This window comes from Xanthomonas boreopolis (assembly GCF_046529185.1).
Lineage (GTDB): Bacteria > Pseudomonadota > Gammaproteobacteria > Xanthomonadales > Xanthomonadaceae > Pseudomonas_S > Pseudomonas_S boreopolis.
Window position 1 is genome coordinate 2,108,833 of sequence record NZ_CP097162.1, and the last position, 13,008, is coordinate 2,121,840.

General features: G+C 71.2%; 13 protein-coding genes and 1 tRNA gene. 9 read left to right on the forward strand and 5 right to left on the reverse strand.

From position 1 onward, the window contains the following. Window positions 1–3: 3 nt before the first annotated feature. The 3 genes from M3M27_RS09245 to amaB form a co-directional block, all read right to left on the reverse strand. Window positions 4–783, reverse strand: a complete 780-nt coding sequence (locus M3M27_RS09245) for a class I SAM-dependent methyltransferase (protein ID WP_140721766.1) — start codon at window positions 781–783, stop codon at window positions 4–6. Window positions 784–787: 4 nt separating this feature from the next. Further along, entirely contained in the window at window positions 788–1,069 is a 282-nt protein-coding gene (locus M3M27_RS09250; RefSeq protein WP_140721763.1) for a DUF4190 domain-containing protein, read from the reverse strand. 64 nt (window positions 1,070–1,133) lie between these two features. Next, the gene (amaB, locus tag M3M27_RS09255) at window positions 1,134–2,666 is read right to left on the reverse strand and encodes an L-piperidine-6-carboxylate dehydrogenase (RefSeq protein ID WP_434027855.1); all 1,533 of its coding nucleotides are present in this window, start codon (window positions 2,664–2,666) and stop codon (window positions 1,134–1,136) included. A gap of 158 nt (window positions 2,667–2,824) precedes the next feature. Between amaB and M3M27_RS09260 the strand changes: the two genes are divergently transcribed. After that, a tRNA-Arg gene (locus tag M3M27_RS09260) sits at window positions 2,825–2,901 on the forward strand. Between the two features lie 77 nt (window positions 2,902–2,978). Next, window positions 2,979–3,482 carry a hypothetical protein gene (locus M3M27_RS09265; RefSeq protein WP_256661890.1) on the forward strand — a complete coding sequence of 168 codons (504 nt, stop codon included), beginning with the start codon at window positions 2,979–2,981 and terminating at the stop codon, window positions 3,480–3,482. Between the two features lie 74 nt (window positions 3,483–3,556). Here the strand turns inward: M3M27_RS09265 and M3M27_RS09270 are convergent, their stop codons facing one another. Continuing rightward, window positions 3,557–3,985, reverse strand: coding sequence for a low affinity iron permease family protein (locus M3M27_RS09270; RefSeq protein ID WP_434027856.1), 429 nt, complete (start codon window positions 3,983–3,985; stop codon window positions 3,557–3,559). Between the two features lie 230 nt (window positions 3,986–4,215). On the opposite strand from M3M27_RS09270, the gene M3M27_RS09275 reads away from it, so the two are divergent. The 5 genes from M3M27_RS09275 to M3M27_RS09295 all read left to right on the forward strand — a co-directional run bounded on the left by M3M27_RS09275 (window position 4,216) and on the right by M3M27_RS09295 (window position 10,230). Then, window positions 4,216–4,353: a hypothetical protein gene (locus M3M27_RS09275; protein ID WP_177497658.1), complete on the forward strand. Its 138-nt coding sequence runs from the start codon at window positions 4,216–4,218 to the stop codon at window positions 4,351–4,353. A gap of 90 nt (window positions 4,354–4,443) precedes the next feature. After that, window positions 4,444–6,990, forward strand: coding sequence for a bifunctional aspartate kinase/homoserine dehydrogenase I (gene thrA, locus M3M27_RS09280; RefSeq protein ID WP_434027857.1), 2,547 nt, complete (start codon window positions 4,444–4,446; stop codon window positions 6,988–6,990). Window positions 6,991–7,001: 11 nt separating this feature from the next. Further along, window positions 7,002–7,952 (forward strand): homoserine kinase, encoded by a 951-nt coding sequence (locus tag M3M27_RS09285; protein ID WP_434027858.1) that lies wholly within the window; start codon window positions 7,002–7,004, stop codon window positions 7,950–7,952. 135 nt (window positions 7,953–8,087) lie between these two features. After that, on the forward strand, window positions 8,088–9,389 hold the full coding sequence (gene thrC / locus M3M27_RS09290; protein ID WP_140721746.1) for a threonine synthase: 1,302 nt from the start codon (window positions 8,088–8,090) through the stop codon (window positions 9,387–9,389). A gap of 124 nt (window positions 9,390–9,513) precedes the next feature. Continuing rightward, a complete protein-coding gene (locus tag M3M27_RS09295; RefSeq protein ID WP_434027859.1) occupies window positions 9,514–10,230 on the forward strand; it encodes a murein L,D-transpeptidase catalytic domain family protein in 717 nt (238 codons plus the stop codon). A gap of 56 nt (window positions 10,231–10,286) precedes the next feature. On the opposite strand, the gene M3M27_RS09300 is transcribed toward M3M27_RS09295, so the two are convergent. Beyond that, the gene (locus tag M3M27_RS09300; protein WP_218569593.1) at window positions 10,287–10,955 is read right to left on the reverse strand and encodes a Crp/Fnr family transcriptional regulator; all 669 of its coding nucleotides are present in this window, start codon (window positions 10,953–10,955) and stop codon (window positions 10,287–10,289) included. Window positions 10,956–11,152: 197 nt separating this feature from the next. Between M3M27_RS09300 and hisS the strand changes: the two genes are divergently transcribed. Both hisS and M3M27_RS09310 read left to right on the forward strand, forming a co-directional pair. Then, on the forward strand, window positions 11,153–12,547 hold the full coding sequence (gene hisS / locus M3M27_RS09305; protein WP_140721737.1) for a histidine--tRNA ligase: 1,395 nt from the start codon (window positions 11,153–11,155) through the stop codon (window positions 12,545–12,547). Window positions 12,548–12,675: 128 nt separating this feature from the next. Next, window positions 12,676–13,002 carry a YerC/YecD family TrpR-related protein gene (locus M3M27_RS09310; RefSeq protein WP_434027860.1) on the forward strand — a complete coding sequence of 109 codons (327 nt, stop codon included), beginning with the start codon at window positions 12,676–12,678 and terminating at the stop codon, window positions 13,000–13,002. Window positions 13,003–13,008: the final 6 nt, after the last annotated feature.

Consider the following 13,008-nt stretch of genomic DNA (forward strand, 5'->3'; position numbering starts at 1 on the left):
AGTTCAGCGTGTTGCTCGGTTCAACGTGCCGGCGAAGGCGCGCGTGCGGTAGTCGATGTCGACATGGCCGTCCTGCTGGTGGCGGTCGAACAGTTCGCGCAGCGCGGCCAGCATGGGCGCGTGGCGCGGATCGCCCTCCAGCGGCGCATAGGAGGACGAAAGCAGGCGCCCGCGCAGCGCGTCGAAGTCCACCCGCTGCACGTTGGGCAGTTGCACGCTGGCCACCAGGCCGGCGCCGAACCAGCGCTGCATGGTCTCGTCGTCGGCATAGCGCTCGGCCACCGCGCTGTAGTCGGTGCCGTACTCCAGCAGCAGCTGCTCGTAGCCGCGCAGGAACGGCGAGGCGTCGAGCAGGCGCGAATTCCAGTACACCACGGCCAGGCCGCCGGGGACGAGGATGCGCGCCCATTCGCGGCGGACCGCTTCCGGGTCGAACCAATGGAACGCCTGCGCGGCGGACACCAGGTCGATGCTGGCGTCGCCGAGCGTGGTCGCCTCGGCACTGGCGTCCACCGCGTGGAAGCGGGGATAGCCGGCCAGCCATGCCTCGGCGGCCCCGCGCATCGCCGCATTGGGTTCGACCGCGAACACCTCGTGCCCGGCCTCGAGGAACATCCGCGTGGAGATGCCGGTGCCGGCGCCGATGTCGGCGACCGTCGCGGTGGAGGGGACCTCCAGCTCGCCGTGGATCCATTCCATCAGGGCCGGCGGGTAGCCGGGGCGATAGCGGACATAGTCCGCGACGCGGTTGCTGAAGCGTTGCTGCGAGGACAGGGAGCCCATGGCGTCACGACCCGAGATGGGCGAGCCAGGCCAGCCCGCCGAAGAACAGCACGAAGGCCAGGATGCCGACGATCCACGTGGCCACCGACAGCCAGCCGAGGATCAGCCCGCCGAGGGCCAGGCCATCGCCTTCCAGGCGCTGCGGCTCGCGCCGGATCTCGGCGCGGGCCAGGTGCCCGGTGATGATCGCGCCGATGCTGCCGATGAAGGGCAGCAGGGTCCAACCCAGGATGCCAGCCACCAGGCTGACGACGGCCAGGGTACTGGTCTGACGGGGAACGCTCATCGGCACGACTCCTTGGCAGTGGAAGAGAGGGGGGAGGGGCCGAAACCCCTCCCGCCACGAGGCGCTACAGGTCGAACTTGATGCCCTGCGCCAGCGGCAGCGAGTCGGAGTAGTTGATCGTGTTGGTCTGGCGGCGCATGTAGACCTTCCACGCGTCCGAGCCGGATTCGCGGCCGCCGCCGGTGTCCTTCTCGCCGCCGAACGCGCCGCCGATCTCGGCGCCGGAGGTGCCGATGTTGACGTTGGCGATGCCGCAGTCGCTGCCGGCCGCCGACAGGAAGCGCTCGGCCGCCTTCAGGTTCTGGGTGAAGATCGAGGAGGACAGGCCCTGCGGCACGCCGTTCTGCATGTCGATGGCCTGGTCCAGGGTCGAGTACTTCATCACGTACAGGATCGGCGCGAAGGTCTCGTGCTGGACCACCTCGTCGCTGTTCTTGAGCCCGGTCACGATCGCCGGCAGCACGAAGTTGCCCGGGCGGTCCAGCGCGGTGCCGCCGGTCTCGACCTTGCCGCCGGCGGCCTTGGCCTTCTCGATCGAGGCCAGGAACTGCTGCACCGCCTCGCGGCTGTTGAGCGGTCCCATCAGGTTGGCCGGGTCGGTCGGATCGCCGATCTTGCCTTCCACCTGCTTGTAGGCCTTGACCAGCGCCGCCAGCACGGTGTCGTAGATCGACTCGTGCACGATCAGGCGGCGGGTGGTGGTGCAGCGCTGGCCGGCGGTGCCGACCGCGCCGAACACGATGCCCGGCACCGCCAGCTTCAGGTCGGCCGTCTCGTCCAGGATGATCGCGTTGTTGCCGCCCAGCTCCAGCAGGCAGCGGCCGAGCCGGCGCGCGACCTTCTCGGCGACGATGCGGCCGACCTGGGTCGAGCCGGTGAAGCTGATCAGCGGCACGCGCGCATCGTCCACCAGCTTTTCCGACAGCGCGGTGCCCGCGTCGTTGATCAGGAAGAAGATGTCCGGGAAGCCGCCTTCCTTCAGCGCCGCGTTGCAGATCTTCATCGAGGCGATCGCGGTCAGCGGGGTCTTGTTGGACGGCTTCCAGATGCACACGTCGCCGCAGATCGCGGCCAGGAACGCGTTCCAGCTCCACACCGCGACCGGGAAGTTGAACGCGCTGATGATGCCGACCAGGCCGAGCGGGTGGTACTGCTCGTACATGCGGTGGCCGGGGCGCTCGGAGTGCATGGTGTAGCCGTACAGCATGCGGCTCTGGCCGACCGCGAAGTCGGCAATGTCGATCATCTCCTGCACCTCGCCGTCGCCTTCGGGCTTGCTCTTGCCCATCTCCAGCGCGACCAGCGAGCCGAGCGCGTCCTTGTGCTTGCGCAGCGCCTCGCCGCACAGGCGGATCGCCTCGCCGCGACGGGGGGCCGGCAGGGTGCGCCAGGCCTTGAAGGCTTCCTGGGCGCGGGCGATCACCTGCTCGTAGTCTTCCACCGTGGTCGCCTGGACTTCGGCGATGACTTCGTTGGTGGTCGGGTTGAGGGGCTTGAGCACGCCGGCGCCGGTGGCTTGCGACCACTGGCCATCGCCGAGATAGGTGCCGGGATTGGAGGCGGTGAGCTCGAGCGCCTTGAGCAGCTCTGCGGACATGGAAACTCCTGGAAAACGAAGCGACAGGGAGCGCCGCCGCAGGCGGGGGACGCGGCGCAACGGGATCGCGAATTCTAGCAGAGCGGCCCGGCCGGCCCTTGCCCGGATCGTGCGCGCGGCTTGGCAAAAACGGCGTTCATGCGACAATGCAGGGCATTGGCCCCGTAGCTCAGCTGGATAGAGCGTCCCCCTCCTAAGGGGAAGGTCGCACGTTCGAATCGTGTCGGGGCCGCCAGTCTCCGCATGGCGGCCGCCCGTCGATGGTGGCGCCGGCGTTATGCTCGCCCGGTCGCTTCCCCCACGGAGCCGTCGATGGCGCTGCTGAAGTTGCCGTTGTCGCTGCACGCGGTGCAGATCTCGATCGTCGAACCGGCGCTGCCCGGCTGGCTGGACACGCCGCGGGCGCGAGTGCTGCTGATGGCGATCGGATTGCAGGAATCCGGGTTCCGGGTGCGCCGCCAGCGCGGCGGGCCGGCGCGCGGCTTGTGGCAGTTCGAACGCGACGGCGGCGTGCGCGGCGTGCTGCGGCATCCGTCCAGCCGCGGCCTGGCGCGGCAGTTCTGCGCCGAAGCCGGCGTGGCGGCCGATGCCCAGGACTGCTACGACGCGCTGGCCGCGAACGACGTGCTGGCCTGCCAGTTCGCGCGCCTGTTGCTGTACACCGATCCGGCGCCGTTGCCGCGCCTGGGCGCAAGCCAGCAGGCATGGGAGTACTACCTGCGCAACTGGCGCCCGGGACGGCCGCGACCCGACAGCTGGCCGGACCATTACGCCCGGGCGCGGGCGGCGCTGCTGGCCCGTGGCGAGGCCGCCTGACCGGCCCATCCGCCAGGACAGTGCGCGCCCGTTGCCGCCATGCCGGGCGGCCTCCCGTCGGCGGTGCGGCGCTTTCAGTCGCCGGCGCGGTCGTGATCGTCGCGGTCGGGCCCGGGCGAGGTCCGCCGCTGCTGCGCCTGCGCGGCGCGCCGGGCCAGCGCTTCGTACTGCTTGCGGATCTCTTCCAGGCGCTTCTCGTCCAGCTCTTCCAGGTCCAGCAGTTCGTTGTTGCCTTCGCTGGCGACCCGGATCAGTTCGTCGAGCTTGATCTGCATCGCGGCGGTGTCCGCGTTCTGGGCATGCTGGATCAGGAACACCATCAGGAAGGTGATGATCGTGGTGCCGGTGTTGATCACCAGTTGCCAAGTGTCGTTGAAGCCGAAGATCGGGCCGCTGACCGCCCAGAGCACGACGATGGCGACGGCCGTGCAGAACGTCCAGGGCGACCCGGCGGTGCTCGATGCTTTCCTGGCGATGTTGCTGAAGAAGGCGCGGAGAGTCATTGGCGCGGCAGTGGAATGGAACTGGCTCGACGGTAAGGCGGGGGCCGTCCACGCTGCGCGAAGCCGCGCAGCCGGTGCCGCCGCTTGGTTGCCGATGCAAGCAAGCGGCGGTTGGTTGCAAGTGCAAGTCGCTGAACAGGCGGGATTTTCCGCGGACCTGCTGCGCGCCCGGGCGGATGCGGCGGCGCAACACTTGACAGCCCCTCGACGCCTGATGTCTTGTTGGGCGCATGCTGAATACCGCGCACATCGCCGCCGTCACCCGTACCGCCCACGGCGGCGCGGCGAGCGCGGGCGCGTCCGGCACCACCATTACCACCATTACCACCGGCACCATTACCCCGGTGCGGTCCGTCGTCTTCGCGTAACTTCCGAAAACCACGGCCCCGCACCCGGATCAGGATGCGGGGGAACCCCACAGCCTGAAGCGGACGGGGCCTCCCCAACGAGGTCTGTCGATGTCATCGCCCGCTGTCCCGCTCGAATCCCCGTCTCCCGCCCAGGCGCCCGCTCCGCGGACCGTCGTGCACAAGTTCGGCGGCACCTCCGTCGCCGACGCCGAGCGCTACCGGCACGTGGCCCGGCTGCTGCTGGCGCGCGCCGAGCCGGTGCAGGTCACCGTCGTCTCGGCGATGAAAGGTGTCACCGATGCCTTGATCGAACTGGCCGAACTGGCCGCCGCGGACCGGCCCGAATGGCACGAACGCTGGCACGAGCTGCGCGCCCGCCATCGCGGCGCGGCGGTGGCCTTGCTGGGGGAGAACGCCGGGCCGGCGCTGGAATGGCTGGAGGCGCATTTCGAGAAACTGTCCGAGATCCTGTCGGCGCTGGCGGTGATCGGCGAGCTGCCGCGCGAGGTGCTCGATCGCGTGCAGGGCCTGGGCGAGGTCTACTCGGCGCAGCTGCTGGGCAGCCACCTGCAGGCGCTGGGCGAGGATTGCGCGGTGCTCGACGCGCGCGAGGTGCTGGTGGTCAACCGCGGCGAGCTGGGCGTGGACGTGGACTGGAGCGTGAGCGCGCGGAAGCTGGGCGAGTGGCGCGCGCAGAACCCGCAGCCGCGGGTGGTGGCGACCGGCTTCGTCGCGCGCGACCGCGCCGGCCGCATCACCACGCTGGGCCGCAACGGCAGCGACTATTCCGGCGCGATCTTCGCCGCGCTGTTCGAGGCCGACGAACTGCACATCTGGACCGACGTGGACGGCGTGCTCTCGGCCGATCCGCGCGTGGTGCCCGAAGCCGTGCAACTGGAGACGCTCAGCTACGACGAGGCGTGCGAGCTGGCGTACTTCGGCGCCAAGGTCGTGCACCCGCAGACGATGTCGCCGGCGATCGAGCGCGGGCTGCCGATCATCATCCGCAACACCTTCCAGCCGGGCCATCCGGGTACGCGCATCACCGCCAACAGCGAGGTCAGCGGGCCGATCAAGGGCCTGACGCTGAGCCCGGGCCTGGCGGTGCTGAACCTGGAAGGCACCGGCCTGATCGGCGTGCCGGGCACCGCCGAGCGCGTGTTCGCCGCGCTGCGCAACGCGCGCGTGTCGGTAGTGATGATCTCGCAGGGCTCGTCCGAGCATTCGATCTGCTGCGTGGTCAAGGAAGAGGAATCGGCGCGCGCGCAGGACGCGCTGCTGCACGCCTTCGCCCACGAACTGGCGGTCGGCCAGGTGCAGCGCGTGCAGCTGACCACCGGCATCAGCGTGCTGGCGGCGGTGGGCGACGGCATGGCCGGCCAGCCCGGCGTCGCCGCGCGCCTGTTCGAATCGCTCGGGCGCGCCCAGGTCAACATCCTGGCCATCGCGCAGGGCTCGTCCGAGCGCAACATCTCGGTGGCGATCGACAGCGCGCACGCGACCAAGGCGCTGCGAGCCGCGCACGCCGGATTCTGGCTCTCGCCGCAGACGTTCTCGGTCGGCGTGATCGGGCCTGGCAACGTGGGCGCGGCCCTGCTGGACCAGCTGCGCGCGGCGCAACCGCAACTGCTGGCCAAGGCCAACCTGGACCTGCGGCTGCGCGCGATCGCCTCGCGCGGCCGCATGCTGCTGGACGAGCGCGGCCTGGCCGACGACTGGCGCCCGGCGTTCGCGGCCAGCGCCACGCCCACCGACCTGGACCGCTTCACCGCGCACCTGCAGGCGGCGCACCTGCCGCACGCGATCATCATCGATTGCAGCGGCAGTCCCGAGGTCGCCGACCGCTATGCCGGCTGGCTGGCCGCCGGCATCCACGTGGTGACGCCCAACAAGCAGGCCGGCTCCGGCCCGCTCGGGCGCTTCCTGGCGATCCGTGAAGCGGCCGCGGCCAGCGGCGCGCGCTTCCGCTACGAGGCCACGGTGGGCGCGGGGCTGCCGGTGATCACCACGCTGCGCGACCTGGTCGATACCGGCGATGCGGTGACCTCGATCGAAGGCATCTTCTCCGGCACCCTGGCCTGGCTGTTCAACAAGTACGACGGCAGCGTGCCGTTCTCCGAACTGGTGGCGCAGGCCCGTGCGATGGGCTACACCGAACCGGACCCGCGCGACGACCTGTCCGGCGTGGACGTGGCGCGCAAGCTGGTGATCCTGGCGCGCGAGGCCGGGCGCGAGGTCAGCCTGGAGGACGTGGAGGTGGAAAGCCTGGTGCCGGCTGCGTTGAAGGAGGCGTCGGTGGAGGAATTCATGGCGCGGCTGCGCGAGGTCGATGCGGCGTTCGCGCAGCGCCTGGCCGATGCGCGCAGCCGCGGCAACGTGCTGCGCTACGTCGCGCAGCTGCCCTCCGACGGCCCGCACGCGCTCGCGGCCGGATCCGCGGCCCGGCGCGCGCCGAGCGTGGGCCTGGTCGAGCTGCCGGCCGGGCATGGCTTCGCCAACCTGCGCCTGACCGACAACGTGGTGCAGTTCACCACGCGCCGCTATTGCGAGAACCCGCTGGTCGTGCAGGGGCCGGGCGCCGGCCCCGAGGTCACCGCGGCCGGCGTGTTCGCCGACGTGCTGCGGGTGGCGGCGGGCGAGGGGGCCCGGCTGTGAGCGAGGCCGCGATGACCCGGGCGCCGGTGCAAGGGCGGTCCGGCGTGCGCGAGGCGAGGGCGTTCTCGCCTGCCTCCGTGGCGAACGTGGCGGTGGGCTTCGACCTGCTCGGCTACGCGGTGGCGGGCGTCGGCGACACCGTCACCGTGCGCCGGATCGATGCGCCGGAGGTGCGCATCGCCGCGATCCGCGGCACCACCGCCGCCCTGCCGCTGGAGGCGGCGGACAACACCGCGGGCGCGGCGCTGATCTCGCTGCACCGGGCGCTGGCGCTGCCGTTCGGCTTCGAGGTCGAGATCGACAAGGGCATTCCGCTCGGCTCCGGCATGGGCGGCTCGGCCGCCTCGTGCGTGGCCGCGCTGGTGGCCGCCAATGCCCTGCTGGACCGGCCCCTGAGCAGGGAGCAGCTGTACCTGCACTCGCTGGAGGGCGAGGCGGTCGCGAGCGGCAGCCGCCACGGCGACAACCTCGGCCCGATGTTCCTGGGCGGGCTGGTGCTGTCCACGCTGGAGCGGCTGGTGCCGGTGCCGGTGCCGGCGGCCTGGCACAGCCTGCTGGTGCACCCGGACGCAGTGCTGGAAACGCGCCGCGCGCGCGCCGCGCTGGCGGGGGACTACCCGCTCAAGGAATTCGTCGCGCAAAGCGCCAACCTGGCGCTGGTGCTGGCCGGCTGCCATGCCGGCGACGCGTCGCTGGTGCGCCAAGGCTTGCGCGACGTGCTGGTCGAGCCGCGCCGGGCGCCGCTGATCGTCGGCTTCGACGCAGCCAAGGCCGCGGCCTTGGAGGCTGGCGCGATGGGGGCAAGCATTTCCGGCGCCGGGCCCAGCGTGTTCGCCTGGTTCGAGACGGAACAGGCCGCCGCGGCCGCCGCGCCGCAGGTGCAGGCCGCGTTCGCCGCCGCTGGCTTCGACAGCCAGGCCTGGGTGACGCCGTTGGATAGCCCAGGTGCGCGGCTGCTGTAGCAATGTAGATCGACCGTCGTCCCGGAAGGCGGGGACCCAGCGACTTGAAGCTCGCGCGAGAACCGAAGGCACTGGGTCCCCGCCTTCGCGGGGACGACGATCCGACTGGATGTTTTCAAGACCCACGGAACCCCGATGAACTTCATCTCCACCCGCAACAACGCCCCGGCCGCCACGCTCAGCCAGGCCATCGCCGCCGGGCTGGCGCCGGATGGCGGCCTGTACGTGCCGGCGCAACTGCCGGCCGCCCGCACCCTCGCGCCAGGCGCGACCCTGGCCGGCACGGCCGCCGATCTGCTGGCGCCGTTCTTTGCCGGTGATGGCCTGGAAAGCGAACTGGCCGCGATCTGCCACGAAGCCTTCGACTTCGCCGCGCCACTGGTGCCGCTGGCGACGCCGGGCGACCACAGCCTGGAGCTGTTCCACGGCCCGACCGCGGCGTTCAAGGATTTCGGCGCGCGCTTCCTGGCCGCCAGCCTGGCGCGGTTGCGCCGCGACGCCGACCGGCCGCTGACGATCCTGGTCGCCACTTCCGGCGACACCGGCGCGGCGGTGGCGGCGGCGTTCCATCGCCAGCCCGGGTTGCGCGTGGTCGTGCTGTACCCGGACGGGCGCGTGTCGCCGCGCCAGGCGCACCAGCTCGGCTGCTTCGGCGACAACGTGAGCGCATTGCGCGTGGCAGGCTCGTTCGACGATTGCCAGGCGCTGGTCAAGCAAGCGCTCAACGACGGCGAATTGCAGGCGCAGGTGCCGATGAGTTCCGCCAACAGCATCAGCCTGGGACGGCTGCTGCCGCAGATGAGCTATTACGCGCACGCCGCGCTGGTGCACCACGCCCGCCACAGCGCCCCGCTGAACCTGGTGGTGCCGACCGGCAACCTGGGCAATGCGCTGGCGGCGATCCTGGCGCGCTCGCTGGGCGTGCCGCTGGGCCGGATCGTGTTGGCGACCAACGCCAACCGCGTGCTGCCGGACTACTTCGCCGGCAACGACTATGCGCCGCAGCCGAGCGTGGCGACGCTGGCCAATGCGATGGACGTGGGCGCGCCGAGCAACTTCGAGCGGCTGCGCTGGCTCTACGCGGGCGACGATGCGGCGCTGCGCGGGGACTTCACCGCGCTCTCGGTGGACGACGAGGCGATCCGCCGCACGATCGTCGAACGCCACCGCCGCTTCGGCGAGGTGTTCTGCCCGCATACCGCGACCGCCGTGCACGTGCTGGAGCAGATCCGCGCCGAAGGCGCGGAAGCGGACCTGGGCGACTGGGCGGTCGCGGCCACCGCGCATCCGGCCAAGTTCGAGGGCGTGGTCGAACCGTTGATCGGCGAACCGGTGCCGGTTCCGCCCGCGCTGGCCGAGCTGTTGGCCCGCCCGGCCCAGGCCGAGCCGCTGCCGCCGGACTACGCGCGGCTGAAGGCACGGTTGCTGGCCGGCTGAGCGCGGGCCGAACGCGGCGGCTGCCCGGGCTGGCAAAGCCGGGCAGGGGCCGCCATCTAGGGCAGAATGCGGACGGCCGGAACCGGATGTCCGCCCCTCAGCCCGTTTCCCGAAAGCCGTCCCGATGCGCCATGTGCTGAAGACGGCGGCCGCCGCCGCGCTGTCCTGCGCGGTCGCGGCCGCCCCCGCCAGTCCTCCCCAAGCCCCGGGCGCCATGGCCGCCGCCGCGCCGGTGCCCGCTTCCGGGCTGGCCGGCGTGTTGGCGTCGCAGGCGCCGACGCTGGACCGGCATGTGCTGGCCCTGGCCACCGAAGCGTTGCAATGCGCGCGCCATCGCGGCGAGGTGGCCGGGGACGCCCTGCTCAGCGTGATCGACTATTCCCGGCCCTCGACCGAGCGCCGGCTGTGGGTCTTCGACCTCAGGCAGCAGCGGCTGCTGTTCCAGGAATGGGTGGCGCACGGCCGCAATACCGGGGCCGACCTCGCGACCAGGTTCTCCAACGACGACGGCAGCTACATGTCGAGCCTGGGCGCGTTCGTCGCCGAGGACGCCTATACCGGCCACAACGGCTATTCGCTGCGGCTGAAGGGGCTGGAGCCGGGCTTCAACGATCGCGCCCGCGATCGCGCCATCGTCATCCACGGCGCGCCCTACGTGAGCGAGGCGATCATCCGGAGCCAGGGGCGGCTCGGCCGCAGCCTGGGGTGCCCGGCCGTGCGCCCGGCGATCGCGCGCCGGCTCATCGACGCGATCCGCGGCGGTTCGTTCGTGTTCGCCTACTACCCGGACCCGGATTGGCTGCGCCATTCGCGCCTGCTCGGCGATTGCGGCGCGACCTAGCGGGTGCCGTTCGCGACCGCCCGGGAGGCGTGGCGCGCCCGGGGCCGCCGGAGCCGTCAGAAGTCGTCGTCGCCCGCGAGCCGGCGCAGGCCGGGGTAATCCAGGATCTGCACCAGGTGCAACTGCGGCAGCGCGATCAGCCGTTGCTGCTTGAGTTTGGTGAAGGTGCGGCTCACCGTTTCCATGGTCAGGCCGAGGTGGTCGGCGATGTCGCCGCGCCCCATCGGCAATGCGACGGTGTCGCCGGGCAGGCCCGGCTGGGTGGAACGCGCGGCCAGCCGCAGCAGGAAGTGCGCGAGCCGCTCGCCCGGCTGCAGCCGGGCGAGCGCCAGGCCGGTGTCCTGGGCGGCGGCCAGCTCCATGCTGGTGCGCTGGAGCAGCTTGCGTTCCAGGTGCGGGTAGCGCTCGCGTATCGCGCGCATGTCGGCGACCGGCGTCCGGCACACCTGGCTGTCGACGAGGGCCTCGATGTCGTGGCGATGCTGCGGCGTCCCGGTCAGGCCGACGTAGTCGCCGGGCAGCACGAAGCCGGTGACCTGGCGGCGCCCGTCGGCCAGCGTCCGCACCATCCGCAGCACGCCGGAGGTGAGGGTATAGACGTACTGCCGGGCGTCGCCGGCGCGCACCAGGGTGCTGCCGGCGGAGCAGCGCAGGTGCTGGGTGGCCCGGTCCAGCGTCTCCATCTCGTGCTCGGACAGCGCCGAGCAGACGGCGCGGCCGCGCACGGCGCAATGGGCGCATTCCAGCGCCTGCGGGGGCGGCGCCGAGGCGTCCGTGCAAGGGGTCCCGGCGATTGCGCTCTGCCGATACATGGCGGATTCCCTGGCGAAAAGACGCCGCCATGATACGCCATGCGGCCTGCGCGGCCGAGGCCGGATAGAATTGCGTTCTTTCGTCCCCCCGTTCCGCAGGAGTCCCGCACGTGATCAAGCCCCGCACGCCGCCCGGCATCATGGAATTGCTGCCGCGCGAGCAGATCGCGTTCCAGCGCATGCTGGACGTCATCCGCCGCAACTACGAGCGGTTCGGGTTCCTGCCGGTGGAGACGCCGGTGTTCGAACTGTCCGACGTGCTGCTGACCAAGTCCGGGGGCGAGACCGAGCGGCAGGTGTACTTCGTGCAGTCCACCGGCGCGCTGGCCAATGCCGCCGGATCCGGCGAGGCCGGGCTGCCGGAGCTGGCGCTGCGCTTCGACCTGACCGTGCCGCTGGCGCGCTACGTCGCCGAGCACGAGCACGAGCTGGCGTTCCCGTTCCGCCGCTACCAGATGCAGCGCGTCTACCGCGGCGAGCGCGCCCAGCGCGGCCGCTTCCGCGAGTTCTACCAGTGCGACATCGACGTGATCGGCAAGGACGCGCTGAGCATCCGCTACGACGCCGAGGTGCTGGCGGTGATCCACGCGGTGTTCTCCGAACTGGGGATCGGCGACTTCCGCGTGCAGTTGAACAACCGCAAGCTGCTGCGCGGCTTCTTCGAGAGCCTGGGCGTGGCCGAGGGCGAGCTGCAGCTGGCGGTGCTGCGCGAGGTCGACAAGATCGACAAGCGCGGCGCCGACTACGTGCGCGAGACCCTGGCCGGCGAGGGCTTCGGCATCCCGGCGCAGCAGGTCGAGAAGATCCTGGCGTTCATCGCGGTGCGCTCGAACGGCCACGCCGATGCGCTGGCGCGGCTGGATGCGCTGCTAGCGGAGGCCGGGCCGAGCGAGGTGCTGCGCGAGGGCGCGGCCGAGCTGCGCGAGGTGCTGGAACTGGTGCGGGCGCTGGGCGTGCCCGAGGACGCCTATTGCCTGAACTTCTCCATCGCCCGCGGCCTGGACTACTACACCGGCACCGTCTACGAGACCACGCTGGTCGACCATCCGCAGATCGGCTCGATCTGCTCCGGCGGCCGCTACGAGAACCTGGCCAGCCACTACACCAAGTCGAAGCTGCCCGGCGTCGGCATCTCGATCGGCCTGACCCGTTTGTTCTGGCAACTGCGCGATGCCGGGCTGGTCTCGGGCGTGGAGGCCAGCAGCGTGCAGGCGCTGGTGGCGCTGATGGACGAGGAGCGGCTGGCCGATTCGCTCGACATCGCGCGCTTGCTGCGCGCGGGCGGGATCAACACCGAAGTGCAGATGGAGCCGAAGAAGATCGGCAAGCAGTTCCAGTACGCGGCGCGCGCCGGCATCCGTTTCGTGGTGCTGGCCGGCGAGGACGAGCGCGCGCGCGGCGTGGTCGCGGTGAAGGACCTGGTGCGCGAGCAGCAGTTCGAGGTCGCCCGCGAGGAGTTGGCGAGCGCCCTGCAGGTCGAGCTGGAGCAGGCGAAGGTGATGTGAACCGGGTTCGCCGGGCTCCGTGCCGGCGAACCGGTGGGGCCTTCGCCCCGGATGGAAAGATCGGGCCGGGCCGCTTGTCCCGGCCCTTTTTTTGGTTTAATGTATTAACACGCTATTACATTAACGCAATGAAACAACGTCTCAACCCCCGTTCCGACCGCGATGCCAGCGCCCCCCTCCGGGCGCTGGCCGATGCGCTGGCGTGCCTGGGCGAGGCCGCGGCGGTCGAGGCTTTCCTGCGCGACCTGTGCACCCCGGCCGAGCTGGAGGCCATGGCCGATCGCTGGCGGGTGGTGCCGTTGCTGGTGCAGGGCGTGCCGTACCGCGAGATCCATGACCTGACCGGCGTCAGCGTCACCACTATCGGGCGCGTCGCCCGCACCCTCGAGCACGGCACCGGCGGCTATGCCGCGGCGTTGCGCGAGTCTTCGGCACGGCCTGCCGGATCCCACTGAGAGATC

Bases quoted from the DNA above. Each gene is read 5' to 3' on its own strand.
- M3M27_RS09245 (WP_140721766.1), bottom strand. From the start codon at position 783: ATGGGCTCCCTGTCCTCGCAGCAACGCTTCAGCAACCGCGTCGCGGAC.
- M3M27_RS09250 (WP_140721763.1), bottom strand. From the start codon at position 1,069: ATGAGCGTTCCCCGTCAGACCAGTACCCTGGCCGTCGTCAGCCTGGTG.
- amaB (WP_434027855.1), bottom strand. From the start codon at position 2,666: ATGTCCGCAGAGCTGCTCAAGGCGCTCGAGCTCACCGCCTCCAATCCC.
- M3M27_RS09265 (WP_256661890.1), top strand. From the start codon at position 2,979: ATGGCGCTGCTGAAGTTGCCGTTGTCGCTGCACGCGGTGCAGATCTCG.
- M3M27_RS09270 (WP_434027856.1), bottom strand. From the start codon at position 3,985: ATGACTCTCCGCGCCTTCTTCAGCAACATCGCCAGGAAAGCATCGAGC.
- M3M27_RS09275 (WP_177497658.1), top strand. From the start codon at position 4,216: ATGCTGAATACCGCGCACATCGCCGCCGTCACCCGTACCGCCCACGGC.
- thrA (WP_434027857.1), top strand. From the start codon at position 4,444: ATGTCATCGCCCGCTGTCCCGCTCGAATCCCCGTCTCCCGCCCAGGCG.
- M3M27_RS09285 (WP_434027858.1), top strand. From the start codon at position 7,002: ATGACCCGGGCGCCGGTGCAAGGGCGGTCCGGCGTGCGCGAGGCGAGG.
- thrC (WP_140721746.1), top strand. From the start codon at position 8,088: ATGAACTTCATCTCCACCCGCAACAACGCCCCGGCCGCCACGCTCAGC.
- M3M27_RS09295 (WP_434027859.1), top strand. From the start codon at position 9,514: ATGCGCCATGTGCTGAAGACGGCGGCCGCCGCCGCGCTGTCCTGCGCG.
- M3M27_RS09310 (WP_434027860.1), top strand. From the start codon at position 12,676: ATGAAACAACGTCTCAACCCCCGTTCCGACCGCGATGCCAGCGCCCCC.